The sequence below is a fragment of the Leifsonia sp. P73 genome (assembly GCF_051059105.1).
Lineage (GTDB): Bacteria > Actinomycetota > Actinomycetes > Actinomycetales > Microbacteriaceae > Leifsonia.
Genome location: NZ_CP194931.1, coordinates 1,918,458 through 1,943,820, shown reverse-complemented (window position 1 = coordinate 1,943,820; position 25,363 = coordinate 1,918,458). Strand labels below are relative to the sequence as shown.

16 protein-coding genes and 2 pseudogenes are annotated in these 25,363 nt (G+C 70.6%); 13 read left to right on the top strand and 5 right to left on the bottom strand.

Translation table 11 applies throughout. The features are described 5' to 3' along the window. Positions 1–119: 119 nt before the first annotated feature. A complete protein-coding gene (locus tag ACQ86L_RS09895; protein WP_434318728.1) occupies positions 120–1,862 on the top strand; it encodes an MFS transporter in 1,743 nt (580 codons plus the stop codon). Continuing rightward, positions 1,846–2,304: a MarR family winged helix-turn-helix transcriptional regulator gene (locus ACQ86L_RS09890; RefSeq protein WP_434318727.1), complete on the top strand. Its 459-nt coding sequence runs from the start codon at positions 1,846–1,848 to the stop codon at positions 2,302–2,304. Before ACQ86L_RS09895 ends, ACQ86L_RS09890 begins: the two co-directional genes overlap by 17 nt. Before the next feature lie 98 nt (positions 2,305–2,402). Here the strand turns inward: ACQ86L_RS09890 and ACQ86L_RS09885 are convergent, their stop codons facing one another. Beyond that, a complete protein-coding gene (locus tag ACQ86L_RS09885) occupies positions 2,403–3,950 on the bottom strand; it encodes an amino acid permease (RefSeq protein WP_434318726.1) in 1,548 nt (515 codons plus the stop codon). A 58-nt stretch (positions 3,951–4,008) separates the two neighbouring features. Next, a complete protein-coding gene (locus ACQ86L_RS09880) occupies positions 4,009–4,854 on the bottom strand; it encodes an EamA family transporter (protein WP_434318725.1) in 846 nt (281 codons plus the stop codon). A 184-nt stretch (positions 4,855–5,038) separates the two neighbouring features. On the opposite strand from ACQ86L_RS09880, the gene recQ reads away from it, so the two are divergent. Then, positions 5,039–7,051, top strand: coding sequence for a DNA helicase RecQ (gene recQ, locus ACQ86L_RS09875; protein ID WP_434318724.1), 2,013 nt, complete (start codon positions 5,039–5,041; stop codon positions 7,049–7,051). 2 nt (positions 7,052–7,053) lie between these two features. On the opposite strand, the gene ACQ86L_RS09870 is transcribed toward recQ, so the two are convergent. After that, positions 7,054–7,629 (bottom strand): dihydrofolate reductase family protein, encoded by a 576-nt coding sequence (locus tag ACQ86L_RS09870; protein WP_434318723.1) that lies wholly within the window; start codon positions 7,627–7,629, stop codon positions 7,054–7,056. A 145-nt stretch (positions 7,630–7,774) separates the two neighbouring features. On the opposite strand from ACQ86L_RS09870, the gene ACQ86L_RS09865 reads away from it, so the two are divergent. From ACQ86L_RS09865 to ACQ86L_RS09855, 3 genes and pseudogenes are all read left to right on the top strand, one after another. Continuing rightward, positions 7,775–9,580 carry a glycoside hydrolase family 3 protein gene (locus ACQ86L_RS09865; protein WP_434318722.1) on the top strand — a complete coding sequence of 602 codons (1,806 nt, stop codon included), beginning with the start codon at positions 7,775–7,777 and terminating at the stop codon, positions 9,578–9,580. A gap of 160 nt (positions 9,581–9,740) precedes the next feature. Beyond that, positions 9,741–10,193, top strand: a complete 453-nt coding sequence (locus ACQ86L_RS09860; RefSeq protein WP_434318721.1) for a DapH/DapD/GlmU-related protein — start codon at positions 9,741–9,743, stop codon at positions 10,191–10,193. 184 nt (positions 10,194–10,377) lie between these two features. Continuing rightward, positions 10,378–12,500 (top strand): annotated as a pseudogene (locus tag ACQ86L_RS09855) (acyl-CoA dehydrogenase family protein). 70 nt (positions 12,501–12,570) lie between these two features. Here the strand turns inward: ACQ86L_RS09855 and ACQ86L_RS09850 are convergent. Both ACQ86L_RS09850 and ACQ86L_RS09845 read right to left on the bottom strand, forming a co-directional pair. Beyond that, positions 12,571–13,278: a hypothetical protein gene (locus ACQ86L_RS09850; protein ID WP_434318720.1), complete on the bottom strand. Its 708-nt coding sequence runs from the start codon at positions 13,276–13,278 to the stop codon at positions 12,571–12,573. Between the two features lie 254 nt (positions 13,279–13,532). Beyond that, positions 13,533–14,513: a malate dehydrogenase gene (locus tag ACQ86L_RS09845; RefSeq protein WP_434318719.1), complete on the bottom strand. Its 981-nt coding sequence runs from the start codon at positions 14,511–14,513 to the stop codon at positions 13,533–13,535. A 75-nt stretch (positions 14,514–14,588) separates the two neighbouring features. Between ACQ86L_RS09845 and pip the strand changes: the two genes are divergently transcribed. From pip to ACQ86L_RS09810, 7 genes and pseudogenes are all read left to right on the top strand, one after another. Continuing rightward, entirely contained in the window at positions 14,589–15,683 is a 1,095-nt protein-coding gene (gene pip, locus ACQ86L_RS09840; protein WP_434318718.1) for a prolyl aminopeptidase, read from the top strand. A gap of 157 nt (positions 15,684–15,840) precedes the next feature. Next, positions 15,841–20,271, top strand: coding sequence for a DUF4082 domain-containing protein (locus ACQ86L_RS09835; protein WP_434318717.1), 4,431 nt, complete (start codon positions 15,841–15,843; stop codon positions 20,269–20,271). A 69-nt stretch (positions 20,272–20,340) separates the two neighbouring features. Next, the gene (locus ACQ86L_RS09830) at positions 20,341–21,414 is read left to right on the top strand and encodes a Gfo/Idh/MocA family protein (RefSeq protein WP_434318716.1); all 1,074 of its coding nucleotides are present in this window, start codon (positions 20,341–20,343) and stop codon (positions 21,412–21,414) included. Beyond that, positions 21,411–22,408: pseudogene (locus ACQ86L_RS09825) on the top strand (NAD-dependent epimerase/dehydratase family protein). Before ACQ86L_RS09830 ends, ACQ86L_RS09825 begins: the two are co-directional and overlap by 4 nt. 14 nt (positions 22,409–22,422) lie before the next feature. Beyond that, a complete protein-coding gene (locus tag ACQ86L_RS09820; protein WP_434318872.1) occupies positions 22,423–23,556 on the top strand; it encodes a DegT/DnrJ/EryC1/StrS family aminotransferase in 1,134 nt (377 codons plus the stop codon). Further along, positions 23,553–24,182 (top strand): NeuD/PglB/VioB family sugar acetyltransferase, encoded by a 630-nt coding sequence (locus ACQ86L_RS09815; protein ID WP_434318715.1) that lies wholly within the window; start codon positions 23,553–23,555, stop codon positions 24,180–24,182. Before ACQ86L_RS09820 ends, ACQ86L_RS09815 begins: the two co-directional genes overlap by 4 nt. Then, a complete protein-coding gene (locus ACQ86L_RS09810) occupies positions 24,179–25,282 on the top strand; it encodes a DegT/DnrJ/EryC1/StrS family aminotransferase (protein ID WP_434318714.1) in 1,104 nt (367 codons plus the stop codon). Before ACQ86L_RS09815 ends, ACQ86L_RS09810 begins: the two co-directional genes overlap by 4 nt. Positions 25,283–25,363 lie beyond the last annotated feature (81 nt).

Here is a 25,363-nt window from a genome sequence, read left to right as displayed (position 1 = left end):
CGGATATATAGTTAACGCATATAAATCATCAGCGCGCCGACGCGCTTCCCGCCCCGGCGCGCACCTCTGCCTGGGCCGGCGACCCACGACATACGACACGAAACGCACGAAGGACTCTCTTGGCCCGCACCGGCATCTTCACCAAGGACCACCCGCACTATCGCTGGGTGGCGCTCTCCAACACCACGCTCGGCATGCTCATGGCGACGATCAACTCCTCGATCGTCATCATCTCGCTGCCCGCCATCTTCACCGGCGTCAAGCTGAACCCGCTGGAGCCGGGGAACGTCTCGTACCTGCTCTGGATGCTGATGGGCTACATGCTCGTCACCGCCGTCCTCGTCGTCATGTTCGGCCGGATGGGCGACCAGTACGGGCGCGTGCGCATCTACAACCTCGGCTTCGTGATCTTCACGATCGCCGCGATCGCGCTCTGCCTCGACCCGTTCACGGGCGGCCCCGGCGCCATGTGGCTGATCGCCTGGCGGTTCGTCCAGGGTGTCGGCGGCGCCATGCTGTTCGCCAACTCGACCGCCATCCTCACCGACGCGTTCCCGGCCAACAAGCGCGGCTTCGCGCTCGGCCTCAACCAGGTCGCCGCGATCGCCGGGTCTTTCATCGGCCTCATCCTCGGCGGCGTGCTCGCCGAGATCGACTGGCGCGCGGTGTTCTTCGTCTCGGTCCCGTTCGGGATCGTCGGCACCATCTGGTCCTACAAGTCGCTGCACGAGGTCGGGCAGAAGAACCCCGGGCGGATCGACTGGCTCGGCAACGTCACCTTCGGCATCGGCCTGATCGCTCTCCTCACCGGCATCACCTACGGCATCCAGCCTTACGGCGGCTCGTCGCAGGGCTGGGGCAACCCGTGGGTGCTCGGCTCGATCATCGGCGGCATCCTGCTGCTGATCGCGTTCGTGTTCGTGGAGCTGAAGGTGCCGTCGCCGATGTTCGACATGCGGCTGTTCAAGATCCGCGCGTTCTCGTCGGGCATCTTCTCGGGGTTCCTCGCCGCGATCGGGCGAGGCGGACTCCAGTTCATGCTGATCATCTGGCTGCAGGGGATCTGGCTGCCGCTGCACGGCTACAGCTACGAGTCCACACCGCTCTGGGCGGGCATCTACATGCTGCCGATCACGATCGGCTTCCTCATCGCCGGCCCCATTTCGGGCGCGCTCTCCGACCGGTTCGGCTCGCGGGCGTTCGCGACCGTGGGGCTCGTGCTGGTGGCGCTCACCTTCATCGGCCTCCTGCTCATCCCGGTGAACTTCGAGTACTGGCAGTTCGCGCTGCTGACCGGCCTGAACGGCATCGGCTCCGGTCTGTTCTCGTCGCCGAACCGCACGGCGATCATGAACAGCGTGCCGCCGAACGAGCGCGGCGCGGCCTCCGGGATGGCGGGCGTCGCCCTCAACGCCGGAAGCTCGCTCTCCATCGGCATCTTCTTCTCGCTCATGATCGCGGGGCTGTCGGTCGCGCTCCCGACCGCACTGACCACCGGGCTGACGTCGCACGGGGTGCCGCAGAACGTGGCGGCGCAGATCGGCGCGACCCCTCCGGTCGGCAGCCTGTTCGCGGCGTTCCTCGGCTACAACCCGATCGCGAGCCTGCTCGGGCCGACCGGCCTCCTGCAGTCCCCGCACGTGGATGCGGCGACGCTGACGGGCAAGGAGTTCTTCCCGCAGCTCATCTCCGGGCCCTTCCACGACGGCCTCGTGGTGGTGTTCATCGCCGCCGCGGTGATGTCGATCATCGGCGCTGTCGCCTCGTTCCTCGGCGGATCCAAGTATGTTCATGAGGAGGCCGTCGCGACCGCGCGGCCGGTCGCTGTGGAAGGCGAGGAAGTCGGTGCAGGACGAGCGTGAGCATTCCGAGCGGCCGGCGACCGGTGACGACGATGTCCCCGGCCGCCTGGCCCTGTCCGTCGGGCGGCTGAACCGCCGCATCCGGTCGGCCACGGGAGGCCTCAGTCACGGGCAGCTCTCGGCGCTCTCCACGATCGTGCGCCGCGGGCCGCTGCGGCCGAGCGAGATCGCCGCGATTGAGATCGTCGCCGCCCCCACCATCACGCGCGTGGTCTCCGACCTGGAGGCGCGCGGGCTCGTCGAGCGCACGCCCGACCCGGCGGACGGCCGGTCGTTCTTCGTCTCCGGTACGCAGGCCGGGAACGACCTCCTGCTCGCCGCGCGCTCCGACCGCGCGCAGGCCGTCGCCGCGATCCTCGCCGAGCTCTCCCCGGAGGACGTCGCCGCCCTCCGCGCCGCCCTCCCCGCCCTCGAACAGGCCGCCCAGACCCGCCCCACCTGACCTGCGCTCGTCACCCTTCAGCCGAGGGGCACGTCGTTGTCACTTTTCGCGCCCGTAAGTGACAACAACGTGCCCCTCGGCGTCTGTGGAGGGGTGGGTCAGCGGCGGCGGGGGCGGCGGGCGGCGACGACGGGGTGGGCGCCGGTGTAGCCCTCGCGGGCCTGGGCGATGGCGAGGATGCGCGAGCGCTGCGCGTACCAGCCGAGGACCAGCAGGGGGATGATGACCACCAGCGACGCGACGGTGTACGTCCCGGTCGGGTAGTCGAACGCCATCAGCACGATCACCGCGGCCAGGAACGCCAGCGTGAGGTACGCGGTGAAGGGAGCGCCGAACAGCCGGAACGACGGCCGCGCGAGCTTGCCCTGCAGCGACCAGCGCCGCAGCTGCATCTGGCAGAGGATGATCATGGCCCAGCTCGTGACGATGCCGAGGGCGGCCACGTTCAGCACGATGTTGAAGGCCTCCGCGGGCACGATCAGGTTGAGGAACACGCCGAGAACACCGATCGACGCGGTCAGCAGGATGCCGCCGTACGGCACGCCGCGCGCGTTCATCCGGGCGGTGAAGGCGGGCGCCGCGCCGGTCTGCGCCATCGAGTGGAGGATGCGGCCGGTCGAGTACATCCCGGCGTTCAGGCTCGACAGCGCGGCCGTCAGCACGACGAAGTTCATCACCGAGCCGACGATCGCGCTGAGCTGCGGGCCGCCGAGGTGGCTGAAGAACGTGACGAACGGGCTCTCGCTGCCGCTGTAGACGCTCGCCGGGAGCAGCAGCGCGAGCAGGAGCACCGACCCGCAGTAGAACACCGCGATGCGGAAGACCACGCTGTTGATCGCGCGCGGCATGATCTTCTCCGGGTTCTCGGTCTCGCCCGCCGCGATGCCCACCAGCTCCACCCCCGCGTACGCGAAGACGACGCCCTGCACGAGCACGATCGCCATCCCGATGGTGGCGACGCCGTGCGGGAGCAGCCAGCCGTTCTGCGCGAGCATCGCGAGTCCGGTCGGCCCCTGGTCGGTCGGCCAGCCGGCGGAGAGCACGACGATGCCGACGACGAGGAAGGCGACGAGCGCGCCGACCTTGATGATCGCGAACCAGAACTCCATCTCGCCGAACACCTTCACCGAGATGAGGTTGAGGCTCACGACGACGACCAGCGCGATCAGCGCGAGCAGCCACTGCGGCACCGACGAGAACAGCTGCCAGTACTTGACGTAGAGCGCGACCGCGGTGGAGTCCACGATCGCCGTCATGGCCCAGTTGAGGAAGTACATCCAGCCCGCGACGTACGCCATCTTCTCGCCGTAGAACTCGCGCGCGTACGAGACGAAGGAGCCGGACGACGGCCGGTGCAGCACCAGCTCGCCGAGCGCGCGCAGCACCAGGAACGCGAAGAACCCGCAGACCGCGTAGACGAGGACGAGCAGCGGCCCGCCCTGCTGGAGCCGGCCTCCCGCGCCGAGGAACAGCCCGGTGCCGATGGCGCCGCCGATCGCGATCATCTGGAGCTGCCGCGACGACAGCGCCTTGCGGTAGCCCTCCTGCTCGCTGGAGAAGTCCTGCACCGCCTGGGACACGTCGCCCAGGTGCTCTCGGCGGTTCTCCAGGTCGTCTGCTGGATCGTGCGGTGTGTTCTGCGTCATCGGCGCCTCCCGTGGTCCGGCGACCTACAGTACCTGGTGCTGGCGGAGCCGCCAGGCTTCACGCGACGGCGAGCATGCCGGCGGCGGTGACGGCGAGGACCAGCCCGACCCACTGCACCGGCGCGATCCGCTCGCGCAGCACCAGGGCCGCCAGCACGATCGTGCCGGCCGGGTAGAGCGCCACGAGCACGGCCATCGTGGTCAGGTCGCCCGCCCGCAGCCCGAGCAGGATGAGCACGTTGGCGGAGGCGTCCAGCAGCCCGGAGCCGAGCGCGAGCAGCACGCCGCGCCGGGTGAGCCGCCGGGCGGAGCCGCGCACGGCCAGGAGGCCGACGATCGTCCACATGATCGCCGCGTTGACCGTGCGGTTGGCGACCAACGGGACGAGCCCCGAGTCGGCGGGCGTCTGGTTCAGCATGATGAGGAAGACGCCGATCAGCGCGCCCGCGGCGACGGCCATCCCGAGCGCGCGGCCGCTGGGCCGCACGGCGCCGCGCTCCGGGACGAAGCCGACCAGCACGACCGCCACCAGCGCGAGGCCGAGCGCGACGTAGCCGATCGGGGCGAACCGGTCGCCTCCGGCGAGGCCCCACACCATCGGGACGACCGCCGACACCAGCGCGGTCAAGGGCGAGAGGATGCTCATCGGCCCGATCGCGAGGCAGGCGTAGAGCAGGGCGACCGCGGCGGCGCCGACGACTCCGGAGGCCGCACCCCAGCCGAGGGCGGCAGCCGACCAGACGCCGCCGACGAACGGTAGCGCGACGAGGAGGAGCGCGAGGCCGCCGACCGCTCCGAGGGCGGTGGTGCGCAGCGGGCCGATCGCGCGCGCGGCGACGCCGCCGACGAAGTCGGCCGAGCCGTAGACGAGCGCGCTGAGCAGGCCGAGGATCGCGGACGGCATCAGGCCGCCGTTGCCGGGTGGGAGAGGGACGCGGTGCCGGGCTGGGGGTGCGTCCGCATGGGCCGATCGTAGCGGAGGGCGTTTCTGCGGGCTGTTCGTCCTCCACGGCCACGCTGCCGGGGCGAGTTCTCCACAGATTCGCCGAGCGGGACGCGCGGTCGGCGGCGGTCGTTACGATCGAGGGATGAGCAACACATGGGAGCCCGACGACCGGGAGGCGCCGCCCTTCGACGAGCCGCCTTTCGACGCCGAGCCCCCGCTGCCCGACTTCGGGGACGACCCGTATGGGGACGTGCCGTTCTCCGATGCGCCGCTCTCCGATGCGCCGGCTCCTTCGGCGGGCGCCTCTGCCGCCGCGCCGCGGACCCCGCAGGCGACGCCCGCCCGCTTCGCCTCGCCTGCCGAGGCGCTGCGCACCGTGTTCGGTTACGACTCCTTCCGCGGGCAGCAGGCCGAGATCATCGACCGCGTGGTGGCGGGAGGCGACGCCGTCGTGCTCATGCCGACCGGCGGCGGCAAGTCGCTCTGCTACCAGATCCCGTCGCTGGTGCGCGAGGGGACGGGCGTCGTCGTGTCTCCGCTCATCGCGCTCATGCAGGACCAGGTGGACGCGCTGACCGCTGTCGGCGTCCGGGCGGCGTTCCTCAACTCGACCCAGGACTCAGGCCAGCGTTCCGCGGTCGAGCGCGCCTACCTCGCGGGCGAGCTCGACATCCTCTACGTCGCGCCGGAGCGGCTTTCCAGCGAGGCGACCAAGCGCTTCCTGGAGCGCGGCCGCGTCGCGCTGTTCGCCATCGACGAGGCGCACTGCGTCTCCCAGTGGGGCCACGACTTCCGGCCCGACTATCTCGCCCTCTCCGAGCTGGCGGATCGCTGGCCCGGGGTCCCGCGCATCGCGCTGACCGCGACCGCGACCGAGGCGACCCACCGCGAGCTCACCGAACGCCTGCGGCTCGACCGCGCCGAGCACTTCGTCTCCGACTTCGACCGGCCGAACATCCAGTACCGCATCGTCCCCAAGGTGGAGGTGCGCAAGCAGCTCCTCGACTTCATCACCGGCGAACACCCGGGCGAGGCGGGCATCGTCTATGCGCTGTCCCGCAACTCGGTGGAGCGCACCGCCGAGTTCCTGGCGAGTCGTGGCCTCACCGCCCTGCCGTACCACGCGGGCCTCGACGCCCAGACGCGGTCGCGCACCCAGTCGCGATTCCTCCGCGAGGACGGCGTCATCGTCGTCGCGACCATCGCGTTCGGCATGGGCATCGACAAGCCGGACGTGCGGTTCGTCGCGCACATCGACCTCCCCAAGTCGGTCGAGGGCTACTACCAGGAGACCGGCCGCGCGGGCCGGGACGGCCTCCCGTCGACGACCTGGCTCGCCTACGGGCTGCAGGACGTCGTGCAACAGCGCCGCATGATCGACGACTCCCCGGGGGACCTCGCCCACCGCCGCCGCCTCACGCAGCACCTGGACGCGATGCTCGCCCTCTGCGAGACGGTGCAGTGCCGCCGCGTGAACCTGCTGAACTACTTCGGCCAGCGCGCGACGCCCTGCGGCAACTGCGACACCTGCCTCACCCCGCCCGAGACCTGGGACGGCACCGTGCCGGCCCAGAAGCTGCTCTCGACGGTGGTCCGGCTGCAGCGCGAGCGCAACCAGCGCTTCGGCGCCGGCCACCTCATCGACATCCTGCGCGCCAAGCGCACTCCGCGCGTCGACCAGTACGGCCACGACCGCCTCTCCACCTGGGGCATCGGCGACGACCTCGGCGAGAGCCAGTGGCGCGGCGTGGTGCGCCAGCTGATCGCCCAGGAGCTGCTGAAGCCCGAGGGCGAGTACGGCGTCCTCGCGCTCACCCCCGCGAGCGCCGAGGTGTTGTCCGGCGGCCGGGAGGTCGTCCTCCGCCGCGAGCCCGAGCGCGCGGCCCGCTCCTCCCGCGGCAGCCGGTCGGCGGCGCCCTCCGACCTGGCCCCGGCCGACGCCGGCCTGTTCGAGGCCTTGCGCGCCTGGCGCGCGGGCGAGGCGAAGACGCAGGGCGTCCCCGCCTACATCGTGTTCGGCGACGCGACCCTCCGCGCGGTCGCCTCCGCCCGCCCCTCGACGCTCGCCGACCTCGACGGCATCAGCGGCATCGGCGCGAAGAAGAAGGAGACGTACGGAGAGGCGCTGCTGGAGGTGGTGGCGGGGGAGGGGTAGGCCTAATCCGGCGCCCCCACCTCATACTCCAACGCCACCTGCCCACCCGGGTGGATGCTCGACGACACGAGCCTCAGCACCGTGACCGGCAGGGACTCGGGCACGATGCCGCGCCCGCCGCCGAGGATGCTCGGCAGGATGCGCAGCCGCAGCACGTCGACCTCCTCGGCGAGGAACGCCGCGTCCGCCAGTCGCAGGCTGCCCCAGAGGATGATCTCGCCCGGATACGCCGCCTTCAGCCGCCGCAGCGACTCCACCACGTCTCCGCGCTCGACCGTCGCCGCCGGATGGTCGCCCCACGGCGCCGCGTCGAGGCTGTTGCTGAGCACGTGCTTCGGGACACGGTTGATCAGCCCGGCGATCGGGTCCTCCTCCTCGGAGGCGGTCGGCCAGTAGGACGCGAACATCCGGTACGTGTTCGCGCCGAGCACGATCGCGGAGAGGCCCGCGAGCCGCCGGAGCTGCTCGTGGTCGGCCTCGCCGCCGGTGGACTCCGGCGTCAGGAAGCTCATGCCGCCCTCGGCGTCCTCCGCTGTCCCGTCCGCTGACACGATCTGCTCCACGATGAGCCGCGCCATCCCGTCCCCCTTCGACGCCGCCACCCTAGGACCGGCGAAACGGCACGGTCAAGGCGTTCCCGTCCGGGCCGGACTCACGGCAAAAACCAAGCGTTAGTCGGTTTATGATCGGAACCGTCAACCCGTGACGCCCGAAGGAGTGCGAATGACCGACACGACCACCACCGAGACCACCGACCACGACAGCGCCGCCGGCCTCCCCGTCGACCCGCGCTACCGCGACGCGAGCCTCCCGCTCGACGAGCGCGTCGAGAACCTGCTCGGCCAGATGACCCTGGAGGAGAAGGCCGGCCTGTTCTTCCAGACCATGATCACCATCGGCGAGGGCGGCACGGTCGCCGGCCCGAACCCGCTGTTCGGGATCGCGGACAGCGCCGAGATGATCCGCGACCGGCACATGTCGCACTTCAACGTGTTCGGCGCCGCCAGCTCGGCCGCCGAGATGGCCGAATGGCACAACCGCGTCCAGGAGGTCGCGGCGAGCACCCGGCTCGGCATCCCGGTCACGCTCTCCACCGACCCGCGGCACTCGTTCAGCGACAACCCGGGCGCCGCGATCATGGCAGGGCCGTTCTCGCAGTGGCCGGAGACGCTCGGCCTCGCGGCGATCGGCGACGAGGAGCTCGTGGAGCGCTTCGCCGACATCGCGCGCCAGGAGTACACCGCCGTCGGCATCCGCGTCGCCCTGCACCCGCAGATCGACCTCGCGACCGAGCCGCGCTGGGCGCGCCAGGTCGCCACGTTCGGCGAGGATGTCGACCTCACCTCGCGGCTCGGCGCCGCGTACATCCGCGGCTTCCAGGGCGCCGAGCTCGGGCCCGACTCGGTCGCGACGATGACCAAGCACTTCCCGGGCGGCGGCCCGCAGAAGGACGGCGAGGACCCGCACTTCCCGTACGGCCGCGAGCAGGTCTACCCGGGCGGCGAGTTCGAGACGCACCTGAAGCCGTTCGAGGCCGCGTTCGAGGCGGGCACCAGCCAGATCATGCCGTACTACGGGATGCCGGTCGGCACCGAGTACGAGGAGGTCGGCTTCGGCTTCAACAAGTCCGTCGTCACCGGCCTGCTGCGCGAGCGCTACGGCTTCGACGGCATCGTCTGCACCGACTGGGGGCTCCTCACGGACGCGGAGATCGGCGGCCAGCCGTTCCCGGCCCGCGCGTGGGGCGTCGAGCACCTGTCGACGCGCGAGCGGATGCGGAAGATCCTGGACGCCGGGGCCGACCAGTTCGGCGGCGAGGCCATCCCGGACCTCCTCATCGAGCTCGTGCGCAGCGGCGACCTGCCGGAGGAGCGCCTGGACGTCTCCGCGCGTCGCCTGCTCCGCGAGAAGTTCCGTCTCGGCCTGTTCGACGCGCCGACGGTCGACCCGGCCCGCGCGGCCGAGGTGGTCGGCAATGCGGACTTCGTCGCTGCGGGGGAGGCCGCCCAGCGCGCCTCCGTGACGCTGCTGAAGAACGAGGACGTCCTCCCGCTCGCCCGCGGCGCCAAGGTGTTCGTGCACGGCTTCGATCCGGAGGCCGTGGCCGGCTACGCGACGGTCGTCGCCACCCCGGAGGAGGCCGACGTCGCGCTGGTGCGCCTGCACGCGCCGTACGAGCAGCGCTCCACCATGTTCGAGAACTTCTTCCACGCGGGCTCGCTCGACTTCCCGCAGGAGACGATCGACGAAATCCTCGCCGTCGCCCGCGCGGTGCCGACCGTACTGGAGGTGTTCCTCGACCGCCCGGCCATCCTGACGCCGTTCGCGGGCGAGGTCCGCGCCCTCGCGGCCGACTTCGGTGCGAACTCTGCGGCCCTGCTCGACGTGCTCTTCGGGGAGGCCGTGCCCCAGGGCCGCCTCCCGATGGACCTGCCGTCCTCGATGGCCGCCGTGCTTGAGAACCGTCCGGACGTGCCCTTCGACACAGCCGACCCGCTCTACCGGTTCGGCCACGGCCTGAGCTACTAGCGAGGTGCCGAGTACTCGGCACCTTCCGAGCATCCCCCTGGTCGCCCCCGGATCGCAGGCGTACAGTGCCCGTTCCGTGGGGCGATCAGGGAATCTTTCACCCCCGTTCACGGTTATGTCAGGTGGCATAATCTCGCGACGATCTCGAAGGAGGGATGAAATGGCACGGAGGATAGAAGAGCTCGAGGACGAGACCGGCGCAATCATCAAGTACAGGCGGCATGCGAACGGCAAGGGACTCGTCTCCCCCTCGGCCCGTGTGGCCGACTCGGCCCGCATCGAGCCGACCGCCTACGTGGAGGCCGACGCCCGCGTGGGACTGGACGCCTACATCGGCGCCGGGAGCTGGATCGACTCCGGTGCGACGATCGGCGACCGCACGTTCGTCGGCGCCAACGTCCACATCGGCAAGGGCTGCGTCGTCGGCAGCGGAGCACGCATCGGCAGCAACGTGAAGGTGGGCGACAACGCCATGATCGGCAACGGCGCGCGCGTCGACCGGGACGAGCAGATCGCGGCCGGGACCGTCATCGAGCTGCGCGGGGCGACCGCTGCGCGCGCGGCCCTCGCGGCCCTGCCCCGCGAGGCGCGCCCGACCCGCCGGGCCGCCTGAGCCACTACCGGCGAACAGCCGGTCTTGTCCATACCCGATGATGTTCGGGACGGCGATTTGGAGCTTCCCACAAACGGCCCGCGGACCTCGCGGGCCGTTTTTGTCGCCTCCGCACCGACGGTTTCGCCTCGTCGCCGCCCGGTCGTAGCGTGACGATGACCCCGAGACATCGAAGAGGAACCTCATGGTTGACACCGCAGAGCGCGCATCCGAGAAGCCCCGTACCTCCACCCCCGTCGTCGACGCCGCCGAGAACGAAGCGGCCGCCGCAGCAGCCGCGACCGCTCCGGCCGGCGCCGCGCCGCACGTCGACGTCGAGGCGCTGGGCCGCCAGCTGCTGGGCACCTGGGCGGAGGTCCGCCTGGCCTCCCGAGCGCTCTCGTCGCGGCCCGAGCTGCAGAAGGTGGAGGGCCTCTCCGTCGCCGACCACCGCAAGCGCGTCTTCGGGCAGCTCAAGCTGCTGGTCGACCACGGCCAGGTGCATCGCGCCTTCCCGAAGGCGGTCGGAGGCCTGGAGGACCACGGCGGCAACATCGCCGCGTTCGAGGAGCTCGTCGCGGCGGACCCGTCGCTCCAGATCAAGTCCGGCGTCCAGTGGGGGCTGTTCGGCGCGGCCGTGCTGCACCTCGGCACCGAGTACCACCACACGACCTACCTGCCGGCGATCATGTCGCTCGACGTGCCGGGCGCCTTCGCCATGACGGAGACCGGCCACGGCTCGGACGTCGCCGCGATCGCGACCACCGCGACCTACGACCCTGACACGAAGGACTTCGTCCTCGACACCCCGTTCCGCGGGGCGTGGAAGGACTACCTCGGCAACGCGGCGGTCGACGCCACGGCCGCTGTGGTCTTCGCGCAGCTCGTGACGAAGGGCGTCAACCACGGCGTCCACGCCTTCTACGTGCCGATCCGCGACGCGAACGGCGACTTCCTGCCCGGCATCGGCGGCGAGGACGACGGCCAGAAGGGCGGCCTCAACGGCATCGACAACGGCCGGCTGCACTTCACCGGCGTCCGCATCCCGCGCACCGACCTCCTCAACCGCTACGGCGACGTCGCGGAGGACGGCACCTACAGCTCGCCGATCGCGAGCCCGGGCCGCCGCTTCTTCACGATGCTCGGCACGCTCGTCCAGGGCCGTGTCTCGCTCGACGGCTCCGCGACCATCGCGGCGAAGATCGGCCTGAAGATCGCGCTGACCTATGGCGACCAGCGCCGCCAGTTCACCGCGGGCAGCGACACCGACGAGGAGGTCGTGCTCGACTACCAGCGCCACCAGCGCCGGCTGCTCCCGCTGCTGGCCACCACGTACGCGGAGAGCTTCGCGCACGAGATGTTCCTGCACAAGTTCGACGACGTGTTCAGCGGCAAGACCGACACCGACGCCGACCGCCAGGATCTGGAGACCATCGCGGCGGCGCTCAAGCCGCTCAGCACCTGGCACGCGCTGGAAACCCTCCAGGAGGCGCGCGAGGCCTGCGGCGGCGCGGGCTTCCTGACCGAGAACCGGATCACCTCGCTGCGCCAGGACCTCGACATCTGGGTGACCTTCGAGGGTGACAACAACGTCCTCCTCCAGCTCGTCGCCAAGCGCCTGCTGACCGACTTCAGCCGCAAGTTCGCCAAGGCCGATGCCGGCGCGCTCGCGCGGTACGTGGTGGTGCAGGCGGCCGGCCGGGCGTACCACGGCTCCGGCCTGCGCAGCGTCGGCCAGACCGTGCGCGACTTCGGCTCGACGGCCCGCGCGGTCAACTGGCTGCAGGAGTCCGCGACCCAGCGGGAGCTGCTCACCGACCGCGTCGAGACGATGATCTCGGAGATCGGCGGACGACTGCGCCCGGCCTCCAAGCTGGGCAAGAAGGCCGCAGCCGACCTGTTCAACTCGCAGCAGAACGAGCTGATCGAGGCCGCCCGCGCCCACGGCGAGCTGCTGCAGTGGAGGCCTTCACGGAGGCCCTGGAGCAGGCTCCGGACGCCGCCACCAAGCAGGTGCTGACCTGGCTGCGCGACCTGTTCGGCTTCGGGCTGATCGAGAAGCACCTGGCCTGGTACCTCATCCACGGCCGCCTCTCGCCGCAGCGCGCGCAGGCGGTGTCGGCCTACATCGACCGGCTGCTGACCCGCATCCGCCCGCACGCGGTCGACCTGGTCGACGCCTTCGGCTACGGCCCGGAGCTGGTGCGCGCGAAGATCGCGAGCGGCGCGGAGGCCGAGCGCCAGGCGGAGGCGCGGGCGTACTACGCCGCGCGCCGCGCGGACGGCACGCTGCCGACGCCGGAGAAGGCGCCGGCGAAGCACCGCTGAGCATCGAGGGGACGCAACACGCCGCGTGCAGGCGCACGCGAGCGGCGTGTTGCGCCCTCTCGTCATGCGGCTAGTAGGTGCTGACGCCCCCGTTGGAGACGCGGATGCCGAACTGACCGCTTGCGCCGATCCAGGTCCAGGTGGACACGTTGTAGTTCAGGTACGCCCAGGCCGGTCCGGCGCTGTTCTGCGTCGCGCGTTCGATCTTGCCGTTGACGTTGCACGTGCCGCCGAGGATCTGGCACCCCTTGCCGCGGAAGTCACGCAACTGGGCTGGCGCGACGGCCTTGTAGTCGATGACGAACCAGGCCGAGCTGACCAGGTCACTGATGTCGATCCTGCAGTTGACCTTCCAGGCGCCCGAGGTGGCGCAGTTCGTCATCGCCGATCTCGTGAGGACTCCGGCCTCTGGCGCTCTTTCAAGATCGACCCAGCTTCGCGAACCGTCAGCGAAGACCTTGATCGTGCGAGTCGAGGTGGCGAGTTCCTCGGTATAGGTGCGGACAGGGGTCGCGCCGGTCATCGAGTCGAGCGGCTGATGGGCTTCGAGCTTTCCGATGAGCGAGTCCTGAGTGGACGAGTCGATTCCGACGGAGGTCATTGTCGCGCGCACACGGTCCAGCTCGGACGGGGTGGGAGACTGCGGCGAGGCTGCTTGGGCGGGTGCGGCCAGGCCGACGCTCAGCAAAGCGAGGATCGGTAGAGCGGCCGTGAACAACGTCGATTTGGTTTTCAAGAGAACTCCTTTGTTGCGGGATCCCGGTGACGGAATCCGCATTCAACCTATGAGTCTTCTCAGGTGCCGATCACGACGTCTCATTAGTCGATGCGTTCTCGCGGCGCTCGTTCAAACGACGGCGGCGACGTGCGGGCAGAAACCATACTAGAAGCCAGGCAAGGCCACAGCCCAGGAGTATGAGTGCCAACGCTGTGAAGATTGTGACGTTTCCCAACATCTACACAGGTTACATGTCTCACGCGAGTGCTCGACCGGCTTCACCCGTGCGTTCACCAAGGGCGGGTGACGCGCTGTTACAACAGCCCGAGGGCGCGCACCGCGTCGCGCTCGGCCACGAGCTCGGCGACGGAGGCGTCGATGCGCTCGCGCGAGAAGGCGTCGATCGCGAGGCCCTGGACGATCTCCCAGCGGCCTCCGACGGCGCGGACCGGGAACGACGAGATCAGGCCCTCCGGCACCCCGTAGGAGCCGTCCGAGACGACCGCGGCGGAGGTCCAGCGCTCGCCGGTGCCGTCCACCCAGTCGCGGACGTGGTCGATGGCGGCGCTCGCCGCGGAGGCCGCGGACGACGAGCCGCGCACCGCGATGATCTCGGCGCCGCGCTTCGCCACCCGCGGGATGTACTCCTCCGCGAGCCAGCCCTCCTCCACGAGCTCGGTCGCGGGCCGGCCGTTCACGGTGGCGTGGCTGAGGTCGGGGTACTGGCTCGCCGAGTGGTTCCCCCACACGATGACGCCCTCGATCGCGCGCACCGGGACGCCGAGCCTCGCCGCGAGCTGCGCGACGGCGCGGTTGTGGTCGAGCCGGGTCATCGCGGTGAAGCGCTCGGCCGGGATGTCGGGAGCGTGCGCGCTGGCGATCAGCGCGTTGGTGTTCGCCGGGTTGCCCACGACGAGCACGCGCACGTCGTCGGCGGCGACGTCGTTGAGCGCGGCGCCCTGCGGGCCGAAGATGCCGCCGTTGGCCTCCAGGAGGTCGGCGCGCTCCATCCCGGCGGTGCGGGGACGGGCGCCGACGAGCAGGGCGACGCTCGCGCCGTCGAAGGCCGCGCGCGGGTCGTCGGTCACGTCGACTCCGTGCAGCAGCGGGAAGGCGCCGTCCTGCAGCTCCAGCGCGGTGCCCTCGGCGGCGCCGAGCCCGGCCGGGATCTCCAGCAGCCGCAGCCGCACCGGCACATCGTGCCCGAGCAGCTGCCCGGAGGCGATCCGGAAGAGGAGGGCGTAGCCGATCTGTCCACCGGCGCCGGTGACGGCGACGGTCACGGGGGTGCTCATGCGGCGAGCCTAGCGCGGGCGTGGGGGTGGGCGCGGCGCGTGGGGGAGCGGGTGGCGGCCCGCTACAGTCGCACCATGCGCACTCTCTACCCGGAGATCGAGCCGTACGACAGCGGGATGCTGGACGTCGGCGACGGCCAGCAGGTGTACTTCGAGACCAGCGGGAACCCGGACGGCAAGCCCGTGGTGTTCCTGCACGGCGGCCCCGGCGGCGGCAGCACGCCCTCCCACCGCCGGCTGTTCGACCCCGAGCGGTACCGGATCGTCCTGCTCGACCAGCGCAACTGCGGTCGCAGCCTGCCGCACGCGAGCGACCCGGACGCCGACCTGTCGGCGAACACCACCTGGAATCTCGTCTCCGACCTGGAGAAGCTGCGCGAGCACCTGGAGATCGAGCGCTGGCAGGTGTTCGGCGGCTCGTGGGGCAGCGCGCTGGCGCTCGCGTACGCCGAGACGCATCCCGAGCGGGTGACCGAGCTGATCGTTCGCGGCATCTTCACGCTGCGCCCGGCCGAGCTGGACTGGTTCTACGAGGGCGGCGCCGCTGCGCTGTTCCCCGACCTGTGGGAGGGCTTCGTGGAGCCGGTGCCGCCGGCGGAGCGCGGCCACCTGATCCGCGCCTACAGCCGGCTGCTGGCCGACGAGGACCCGGCCGTGCACGGTCCGGCCGCCATCGCCTGGTCGCGCTGGGAGTCTTCCACGATCACGCTCCTGCCGCGGCCGGAGGTCGTCGAGACGTTCACCGAGGAGAAGTACGCGGTGGCGTTCGCGCGCATCGAGAACCACTACTTCATGAACGGCGGCTGGTTCGAGGAGGACCAGCTCATCCGCGACGCGTACAAGCTGGAGGGCATCCCCGGCGTCATCGTGCAGGGCCGCTACGACGTCTGCACGCCGGCGATGACCGCGTGGGACCTGCACCGGGCGTGGCCGGAGGCCGAGCTGAACATCGTGGCGGACGCCGGGCACGCGTACGACGAGCCGGGCATCCTGGACGCGCTGATCGAGGCGACCGACCGGTTCGCGGCGGAAGAGGACACGGCGGACGACTCCGAGCAGCGTGCGGAAGCCGACGCCGAGGAGAGCGCCGACGACGAAGCCGAGGAGAGTGCCGACGACGAAGCCGAGGAGAGCGCCGACGACGAAGCCGAGGTCGGCTCCGAGGAGTGAGCCGTCCGGCCCCCGCGGCCGGGTCGCCTAGTGGTTCGCCCCCCTATTAGGGGGTGAGCGATCGCGCCGAATTTGTGACAATCTCTCACATATGAGCAAAGCTCAATCTGTGGGTATGCACGTCGGGCGGCCGAGCCGCCGGCGGAATGCGCTGTTCGTGACCGCCTGCGCGGTGGTGGTCGTGCTGTTCGCGTGGGTCAGCCTCGCGACGAGCCAGCCCGCACGAGCGGACCAGGGCTGCAACGCCGCGGCGAATCCGATCGTCTGCGAGAACGCCCTCGCCGGCACCGACCCCTCGGTGTGGGACGTCAGCGGCTCGGGAGACTCGGACATCCAGGGCTTCTCGACCGACATCAGCGTCAACATCGGCGGAACGATCGGCTTCAAGGTCAACACGACCGCGAAGTCCTACACGATCCAGATCTTCCGCACCGGCTACTACCAGGGTCTCGGGGCGCGCAAGATCGCGGACGTCACGCCGTCCGCAACCCTTCCGCAGACGCAGCCCGCCTGCTACTGGGACCCGACAGTCGAACTCACCGATTGCGGCAATTGGGCGCAGTCGGCATCGTGGACGGTCCCGCCTTCGGCGGTCTCCGGCGTCTACATCGCGCTCCTCCACCGCAACGACAACGGCGACGAGAGCCAGATCACATTCGTCGTCCGGAACGACGCCAGCCACTCGGACATCCTCTACCAGACGTCGGACCCGACCTGGCAGGCGTACAACACCTACGGCGGCTCGGACTTCTACCAGGGCGCGGCGAACGGCCGGGCCTACAAGATCAGCTACAACCGCCCGATCACCACTCGGGGCCAGAACTCGGGCCGGGACTTCTACTTCAGCGCTGAGTATCCCGAGGTGCGCTTCTTGGAGAAGAACGGCTACAACATGTCGTACTTCTCCGGGGTGGACACCGATCGGTACGGTTCACAGTTGCTGAACCACAAGGTCTTCCTCTCGGTCGGGCACGACGAGTACTGGTCGGCGAACCAGCGGGCCAATGTCCAGGCGGCGATCAACGCCGGGGTGAACGTGCAGTTCCTCTCCGGCAACGAGATGTACTGGCACACCCGGTACGAACCGTCCGTGGCCGGGACATCCACGAACTACCGCACCCTGGTGTCCTACAAGGAGACCTGGTCGAACGCGAAGATCGACCCGAAGGCCGAGTGGACCGGCACCTGGCGCGACCCGCGCTTCGCCTCCCAGGCCAACGGTGCCGGGCTTCCGGAGAACGGCGTCTCGGGGACGATGTACGTCTCCAACCTGACCGACCTCCCGATCACGGTCACGGCCGCGCAGGGCAAGACCAGACTGTGGCGCAATACCAGTCTGTCCTCGCTCGCCGCGGGGACGACGGCGGCCCTCGCGCCGCACACGGTGGGCTACGAGTCCGACGAGGACGTCGACAACGGGTTCCGACCGGCCGGCTTGATCGACCTGTCCACGGTGACCGGGACGGTCCCGTCATACATGCTGGACTTCGGCAACACCACCGGCACCGGGGTGACCACCCACCACGTCACCCTCTACCGCGCGTCTTCCCGAGCCCTCGTCTTCTCCGCGGGCTCGGTGCAATGGTCGTGGGGTCTCGACGCGACGCATGACGGCGCCGGCGCCGCCGCCGACCCACGGATGCAGCAGGCCCAGGTCAACCTGATGGCCGACATGGGCGCCCAGCCGGGCTCCCTCCAGTCGGGCCTGGTCGCGACGACGGCCAGCACGGACACCACACCCCCGACGGTGACGATCTCCTCGCCGGCCTCCGGTGCGACGATCGCGAACGGCGCGTCCGTCACCGTGACCGGCACGGCGTCCGATGTCGGCGGCGTGGTCGCCGGTGTCGAGGTGTCCACCGACGGCGGGACGAGCTGGCACCCCGCGAGCGGAACGACCTTCTGGTCGTACACGTACGTCCAGCATGGACTCGGCACCGCCGCGATCGCCGTGAGGGCGACCGACGACAGCGCCAACACGTCGACGCCGACCTCGCGCCCGGTCACGGTGACCGGCCTCGCGTCGATCTACGGCTCGACGGCGCCGGCGGTCGCCGATGCCGGCGACGCGTCGGCCGTCGAGCTGGGGCTGCGTTTCACGGCGCAGCAGAACGGCTTCATCACGGGGGTGCGCTTCTACAAGAGCACGGCGAATACCGGGACGCACACCGGCTCGCTCTGGGACACCTCGGGAAACCGGCTCGCTACCGTCTCGTTCAGCGGTGAGACGGCCTCCGGCTGGCAGACGGCGAACTTCGTCTCGCCGGTCGCCGTCTCCGCAGGCACGACCTACGTCGTGTCGTACTCGGCCCCGGCCGGTCACTACTCCGCCCAGGCCTACGCGTTCTCGTACCGCGGCCCGACCGACGGCGTCTTCTCGGTCGCCGGCGGCTTCGGCGCCGTTGCGCCCGGGGTGTACTCCACCTCGGTGGGCACCTTCCCGCAGGCATCGTACGAGAGCGCGAACTACTTCGTCGACGCCCTCTTCTCCGCGGTCGACAACTCGCCCCTTGTCGCGACCGGGCAGTCGCCGCTGCCGGGGTCGTCGAGCGTACCGCTCGCGACCACGATCGGCGCCGTCATGTCGAAGGCCGTCAATCCGGCGAGCATCGCCTTCACGGTCAAGGACTCCCTCGGGAATCCGGTGGCCGGTGCTGTGAGCTACACCGCCTCGACGCGGACGGCCGTCTTCACTCCGACGTCGCCCCTGAACGGCTTCGTGAAGTACTCGGTGACGATGACAGCGGCGGACACCTACGGGAACGCCCTCAGTTCGGGCGGCTCGTGGAGCTTCACCACCGTCAAACCCGATCCGGCGCCGGGCGTCTGCCCGTGCAGTCTGTTCTCCGACTCCACCGTCCCGTCGATCCTCCAGGTGAACGACTCGCCGGTCACGCTCGGCGTGCAGTTCGCGAGCACCGCGGCCGGCGCGGTCACCGGCATCCGGTTCTACAAGAACTCCACCAACACCGGCACCCACGTCGGCACGCTCTGGAGCAGCACCGGGCAGCAACTCGCGACCGGGACGTTCACCGGCGAGTCGACCGCAGGGTGGCAGACGCTCACCTTCACCACGCCGGTGAACATCACGGCGAACACGGACTACGTGGTCTCCTACCGCACGACGACGGGCACCTACTCCGCGACGCCCGGCGTGTTCACCGGCTCCGGGGTGAGCAACCCGCCGCTCGTCGCCGGCGCCTCGATGGGGCGGTACACGTACGCGAACGGGTTCCCGAACATGGCGTCGACGACCAGCTACCTGGTGGATGTCGTCTTCACCAAGGCTCCGTCCCCGGTGTCCGTGGTGTCGCAGTCCCCGGCCTCCGGCGCCGTCGGCGTCGCGCCGACCTCCGCCGTCTCCATCACGCTGTCCACCGCGATCGCCGCCGGATACACGATGGGAGTCACCGTGGGCGGCAGCGCCGTGGCCGGAACAGTCTCCCAGTCGAGCGACGGGACGACGATCACGTTCACCCCGTCGTCGGCGCTGCCGGCGGGCGCCGTGGTGACGGCGACGCTGTCCGGCGCGAAATCCACCGATGGGGCGTCGCTCGCCACGCAGACCTGGTCGTTCACCGTCCAGTCCTCCACGTCAGCGCAGTACACCCTGCTCGGCAGCGAGTCGCCGACCGTCGTCGACGCGACGAACGACTCCTCCTCCGTCGAGCTCGGGATGAAGTTCGCACCCAGCCAGGACGGGACGATCACCGCGATCCGGTTCTTCAAAGGCGCGGGCAACCTCGGCACCCATGTCGGCTCCATCTGGTCCTCGGCGGGCGCGAAGCTCGCGTCGGTGACCTTCACCGGTGAGACGTCGACCGGCTGGCAGACGGCGCAGCTCTCCACACCGCTGACGGTGACGGCCGGGTCGGCCTATGTGGTGTCGTACCTGGCGCCCCAGGGCAACTATTCGTACACCGCGAACTACTTCGCGGCGGCGAAGACCGCCGGACCGCTCTCGGCTCCCAGCGGGAGCAACGGCCTCTACCTGTACACCAGCACCGGCGGATTCCCGACCTACTCGTACAGCTCGACCAACTACTACGTGGATGTGGTGTTCTCGCCGGCGTCCGGCTCGACCGGCGGCGGCGGGACAGGAGGGTCCGGAAACCCGGCGGCGGGCGTCTCGATCTTCTCGAGCACGGCGGTCCCGGCGAACCCCGCGGTGCAGGACAGCGCACCCGTCCAACTCGGAGTGAGGTTCACCTCGTCCGTGGCAGGCACGATCACCGGCATCCGGTTCTACAAGGGCGCGGGAGACGCCGGCACCCACACCGTCTCCCTGTGGTCGGCGAGCGGGACGCAGCTCGCGACCGCGGCCTCGACAGGGGAGACGGCGAGCGGCTGGCAGGACGTGTTCTTCACGACGCCGGTGACCATCACGGCGAACACCGAGTACCGGGCGTCGTACTACACGACCAATCTCGCCTACGCGGCCGACGTCGGGACGCTGTCCAACCCGATCGTGAACGGCCCGCTCTCGACGCTGGCCACCGGCGGGGCGTACGCGTACTCGACAGGCTTCCCGAGCAACACGGTCTCGAACAACTACTGGGTCGACGTCAACTTCGTGGCGAGTCAGTAGGGGTTCCACACAACCCGGGGTCGTCACCCGAAGGCGACCCCGTCGACAAGAAAGGTGCTGGGGGCACTCATGGAACAACAACTGCGAATCGCGGTGATCGGCGCCGGCTACTGGGGCCCGAACCTGGCGAGGAACTTCTCGGCAGGCCCGGACTGGCGGCTCGTCGCCATCTGCGACCTGGATCGCGAACGGGCGGAGGGTCTCGCCGCCCGCGTCGGCGGAGTCGACGTCGAGACCGACGTCGACGCGCTGCTGGCGAGGGACGACATCGACGCCGTCGCCATCGCGACTCCCGCCCGGACCCATCACGGGCTCGCCATCAAGGCACTCGCCGCGGGCAAGCACGTGATGGTGGAGAAGCCGCTCGCCGACGCCGGCGACCGCGGGCGCGCGATGGTCGCCGCCGCGGCGGCCGAAGGCCTCGTGCTGATGGCGGACCACACGTACTGCTACACCCCGGCCGTGCTGAAGATCCGCGAGCTGATCGATGAGGGCGCCCTCGGTGACATCCTCTTCATCGACTCCACGCGCATCAACCTCGGCCTGATCCAGCCCGATGTGGACGTGTTCTGGGACCTGGCCCCGCACGACCTGTCGATCATCGACTTCATCCTCCCGGGTGGGCTGCGGCCGAAGACGCTGGCGGCCCACGGCGCCGATCCGCTCGGCGCCGGGAAGTCGTGCGTGGGGTATCTCGTGCTTCCGCTGCAGAATGGGGCGATGGCGCACGTGCACGTGAACTGGCTCAGCCCCACGAAGATCCGCCAGATGGTGATCGGCGGCACGAAGCGCACCCTCGTCTGGGACGACCTGAACCCGCAGCAGCGCCTCAGCGTGTACGACCGCGGCGTCGACCTGGGCCTCCAGGCCGCCGACGGCGTCGAACGCACAGCGGCCACCGTCTCGTACCGGCTCGGCGACACCTGGTCGCCCGCACTGCCCGAGCGGGAGGCCCTGGGCCAGATGGCGGCGGAGTTCGCCGACAGCATCCGGTCCAAGCGCGCGCCGCGCACCGACGGCGCCGCGGGCCTGCGGGTCCTGTCCGTCCTCGAGGCCGCCTCCCGCAGCCTCGCCGAGGCGGGCGCGGTCGTCGACGTCGAGGACGCCGCGAGCGCCCAGCAGCAGCTGGCGGGTGTGCGGTGACCGCGCTGGACGGCGCCGACGTCCTCGTCACGGGTGGCGCCGGCACCATCGGCTCGCAGATCGTCGACCAGCTCCTCGACGCAGGAGTCGCGCATGTCGACGTGCTCGACAACCTGGTCCGCGGTCGCCTGGCCAACCTGGACGACGCGCTCGCGTCCGGGCGGGTGACGCTGGTGGAGGGCGACCTCCGCGACCGCGATCTGGTGCACGACGTGACCCGCGGCAAGGACCTCGTCTACCACGAGGCCGCGATCCGCATCACGCAGTGCGCGGAGGAGCCCCGGCTCGCGCTGGAGGTGCTGGTCGACGGCACGTTCAACGTCTACGAGGCGGCGGTCGAGCACGGTGTGGACAAGCTGATCACCGCGTCGTCGGCGTCCGTGTACGGACTGGCCGAGGAGTTCCCGACCTCCGAGCGGCACCACCACCACAACAACGACACCTTCTACGGCGCGGCCAAGTCGTTCAACGAGGGGATGCTGCGCAGCTTCCGCGCGATGAACGGCCTCGACTACGTCATCCTCCGCTACTTCAACGTCTACGGGCCGCGGATGGACGTGCACGGGCTGTACACCGAGGTGCTGGTGCGCTGGATGGAGCGGATCGCCGACGGCAAGCCGCCGCTGATCTTCGGGGACGGCCTCCAGACGATGGACTTCGTGTTCACGCGCGACATCGCCAGGGCCAACCTGCTGGCGGCGACCGCCGATGTGCACGAGGGGTTCTACAACATCGCGAGCGGGACGGAGACGAGCCTGCTGGAGCTGGCCCAGGCCCTCCTGGCGGCGATGGACTCCACCCTGGAGGTCGAGCACGGCCCGGAGCGCGCGGTCAACGGCGTCACCCGCCGGCTGGCCGACATCACGGCGGCGCAGCGCGACCTCGGCTTCACCGCGGAGATCCCCTGGAGGACGGGCTGCGCGAGCTGGTCGAGTGGTGGCGCCCGCTGCGCGAGGAGATCGCGGCGGGCCGGGCGGACCTGGTGCGCTCATGAGCCGGATCAACGTCATGAAGCCGTGGCTCGGCGAGGAGGAGATCGCCGCCGTCACGGAGGTGATCGCCTCCGGCTGGGTCGCTCAGGGACCGCGGGTCGCCCGCTTCGAGGAGGAGTTCGCTGCGGCGATGGGCGCACCGTACGCGGTCGCCACCTCCAACTGCACGACGGCGCTGCACCTCGCGCTGGTCGTTGCCGGCGTCGCGCGGGGCGACGACGTGGTCGTCCCGTCCTTCTCGTTCATCGCCACGGCGAACGCACCGACGTACGTCGGCGCGCGACCCGTGTTCGCCGACGTGGACGCCGCGACGGGCGACCTGACCCCTGAGTCCGTCGCGGCGGCACTCACCCCGCGCACCCGCGCCGTGATCGTCGTCGACCAGGGCGGCGTGCCCGCCGACCTCGACGCGATCCGCGCGGTGTGCGAGCCCCGCGGCATCGTCGTGATCGAGGACGCCGCCTGCGGCGCAGGCTCGACCTACCGCGGCCGTCCGGTCGGAGCGGGCGCCGACGTCACCGCCTGGTCCTTCCACCCCCGCAAGCTGCTGACGACAGGGGAGGGCGGGATGCTCACCACGCCGAACCGCGCCTGGGCCGACCGTGCCCGCCGGCTGCGCGAGCACTCGATGAGCGTCTCCGCCGCCGACCGGCAGGCCAGCATCCTCGCGCCGCAGGAGGAGTACACCGAGATCGGCTTCAACTACCGGATGACCGACCTGCAGGCGGCGGTCGGGATCGTGCAGCTCGGCCGCCTGCCGGAGATCGTCCGGCGGCGCAGGGAGCTGGCGGCGCGCTACTCCGAGCTGATAGCCGACATCCCCGGCCTGCGCCCCGTCGTCGACCCTGAGTGGGGCACCAGCAACTTCCAGTCCTACTGGGTGGAGGTCGAGCCGTCGTTCGCCGCGACGCGGGAGCGCACGATGGAGGTCCTGGCCGAGGCGGGAGTGTCCGCCCGGCGCGGCATCATGGCCGCCCACCGGCAGCCGGCGTACCGCGACGCGGACACGGGGTCGGTCCCGCTGCCCGTGACCGAGCGACTGACCGACCGCACGCTCATCCTCCCTCTCTTCCACGAGCTGACCGACGAAGAGCAGCAGCGCGTCGTGGACGCCCTCCGCGATGCCGCGGAACTGCGGGGTGCGGCATGAGGGACCTGGTCCTGATCGGCGCCAGCGGCCTCGCCCGCGAGGTGATGGCCATGCGGCAGTCGGCGATGCGCGTGATCGGCGTGCTCGACGACGACCCCGGCCTGCACGGGCACGGCATCGGCACCGCGGAGGTGCTCGGCGGCCTGGAGCTGGCCGCTGAGCTGCCCGGTTCGCTGACGGTCTGCGTGGGCAGCGGGTCGGCACGGCGGGCGATCGTGCAGCGGCTGGCGGCGCTCGGCGTCGGACCCGAGCGCTACGCCACCGTGGTCGACGACGCGGCGCACCTCGCCGAGAGCAGCCGGGTGGGCGCGGGGTCGATCATCCTGGCGGGCTCGGTGCTGACGGCCGACATCGTCCTCGGGCGTCACGTCGTGGTGATGCCGAACTGCACGCTCACCCACGACGACATCGTGGACGACTACGTGACGCTGGCGGCGGGTGTCGCCGTCGGCGGGGTGGTCCGGCTCGGCGAGGCCGCCTACCTCGGAATGAACTCGTCGATCCGCCAGCGGGTCTCCGTCGGCGCGGGCGCGACAATCGGGATGGGGGCCGTCGTGCTCTCGGACGTCCCGGACGGGCAGACCTGGGCCGGAGTGCCCGCACGAGAACTGGGGGTACGGCTGTGAGAGTCCCATTGGTCGATCTGGTCGCTCAGAACACCGAGACCGCCGGCGACATCCGCGCGGCGGTCGACCACGTGTTCGAGACGGCCTCCTACATCGGCGGCAGCGACGTCGGGGCGTTCGAACGGGAGTACGCCGAGGCCACGGGCGCCGGCCACTGCGTCGGCGTCGGCAACGGCACCGACGCCTTGGAGCTCGCGCTGCGCGCCGCCGGGGTGACGGCCGGAGGCGAGGTCGTGCTCCCCGTGAACACGTTCATCGCGACGGCGGAGGCGGTCTCGCGCATCGGCGCCGTCCCGGTCTTCGCGGACGTGGACGACGAGCACCTGCTGCTGAGCCCTTCCGCGGCGGCCGCGGCGGTCACGTCCCGCACGCAGGCGGTCGTGCCCGTGCACCTGTTCGGGCAGATGGCGCCGGTGGGGGCCATCCGCAGGGCGCTCGGCTCGAGCGGCATCCCGATTGTGGAGGACGGCGCGCAGTCGCAGGGTGCGGAGAGCGCCGACGGCAGGGCGGGCAGCCTGGGCCTGGTCTCCTCCACGTCGTTCTACCCCGGCAAGAACCTCGGGGCGGCGGGCGACGCGGGCGCGGTGACCACCGGCGATGCGGAGATCGCGCGCACCGTGCGGCTGATCGCCTCCCACGGCAGCGAGAAGAAGTACGAGCACGAGCTGGTGGGCTTCAACTCGCGGATGGACTCGCTGCAGGCGGCCGTGCTGCGCGTGAAGCTGCGTCACCTCGCGGACTGGAACCGGCGCCGCCGGGTCGCCGCAGCGCGCTACGCCGCCCTCCTGGAGGAGGTGGCCGGCGTGCGGTTGCCGTCGAGCGCGCCGGGCAACCTCGACGTCTGGCACCTCTACGTGGTGCGCGTGGACGACCGCGACCGAGTGCTGGCACGCCTGAACGAGGCCGGCGTCGGCGCTGCCATCCACTATCCGACGCCGCTCCATCTGACCGCCGCGTACCGGGCGGGCGGGCCCGGACGGGGATCGTTCCCCGTGGCGGAGGCCGCGGCCGGCCGGATCCTCTCGCTCCCGATCTATCCGCACATCACGGCGGACCAGCAGGAGTTCGTGGCCGAGGAGCTCGCGGCGGTGCTTCGCTGACCCCAAAGCGGGGGTGATTTTCCCTCATTTACGCCCGACGGGCTGGGCTTTCGCCTCCCGGGTCGCGATCATGAGAACTAC

Coding starts and splice junctions, on each gene's coding strand:
- ACQ86L_RS09815 (WP_434318715.1), top strand. CDS start 23,553: ATGAGGGACCTGGTCCTGATCGGCGCCAGCGGCCTCGCCCGCGAGGTG.
- ACQ86L_RS09820 (WP_434318872.1), top strand. CDS start 22,423: ATGAAGCCGTGGCTCGGCGAGGAGGAGATCGCCGCCGTCACGGAGGTG.
- ACQ86L_RS09870 (WP_434318723.1), bottom strand. CDS start 7,629: ATGGCGCGGCTCATCGTGGAGCAGATCGTGTCAGCGGACGGGACAGCG.
- recQ (WP_434318724.1), top strand. CDS start 5,039: ATGAGCAACACATGGGAGCCCGACGACCGGGAGGCGCCGCCCTTCGAC.
- ACQ86L_RS09845 (WP_434318719.1), bottom strand. CDS start 14,513: ATGAGCACCCCCGTGACCGTCGCCGTCACCGGCGCCGGTGGACAGATC.
- ACQ86L_RS09830 (WP_434318716.1), top strand. CDS start 20,341: ATGGAACAACAACTGCGAATCGCGGTGATCGGCGCCGGCTACTGGGGC.
- ACQ86L_RS09860 (WP_434318721.1), top strand. CDS start 9,741: ATGGCACGGAGGATAGAAGAGCTCGAGGACGAGACCGGCGCAATCATC.
- ACQ86L_RS09865 (WP_434318722.1), top strand. CDS start 7,775: ATGACCGACACGACCACCACCGAGACCACCGACCACGACAGCGCCGCC.
- ACQ86L_RS09850 (WP_434318720.1), bottom strand. CDS start 13,278: ATGCGGATTCCGTCACCGGGATCCCGCAACAAAGGAGTTCTCTTGAAA.
- ACQ86L_RS09885 (WP_434318726.1), bottom strand. CDS start 3,950: ATGACGCAGAACACACCGCACGATCCAGCAGACGACCTGGAGAACCGC.
- ACQ86L_RS09880 (WP_434318725.1), bottom strand. CDS start 4,854: ATGCCGTCCGCGATCCTCGGCCTGCTCAGCGCGCTCGTCTACGGCTCG.
- pip (WP_434318718.1), top strand. CDS start 14,589: ATGCGCACTCTCTACCCGGAGATCGAGCCGTACGACAGCGGGATGCTG.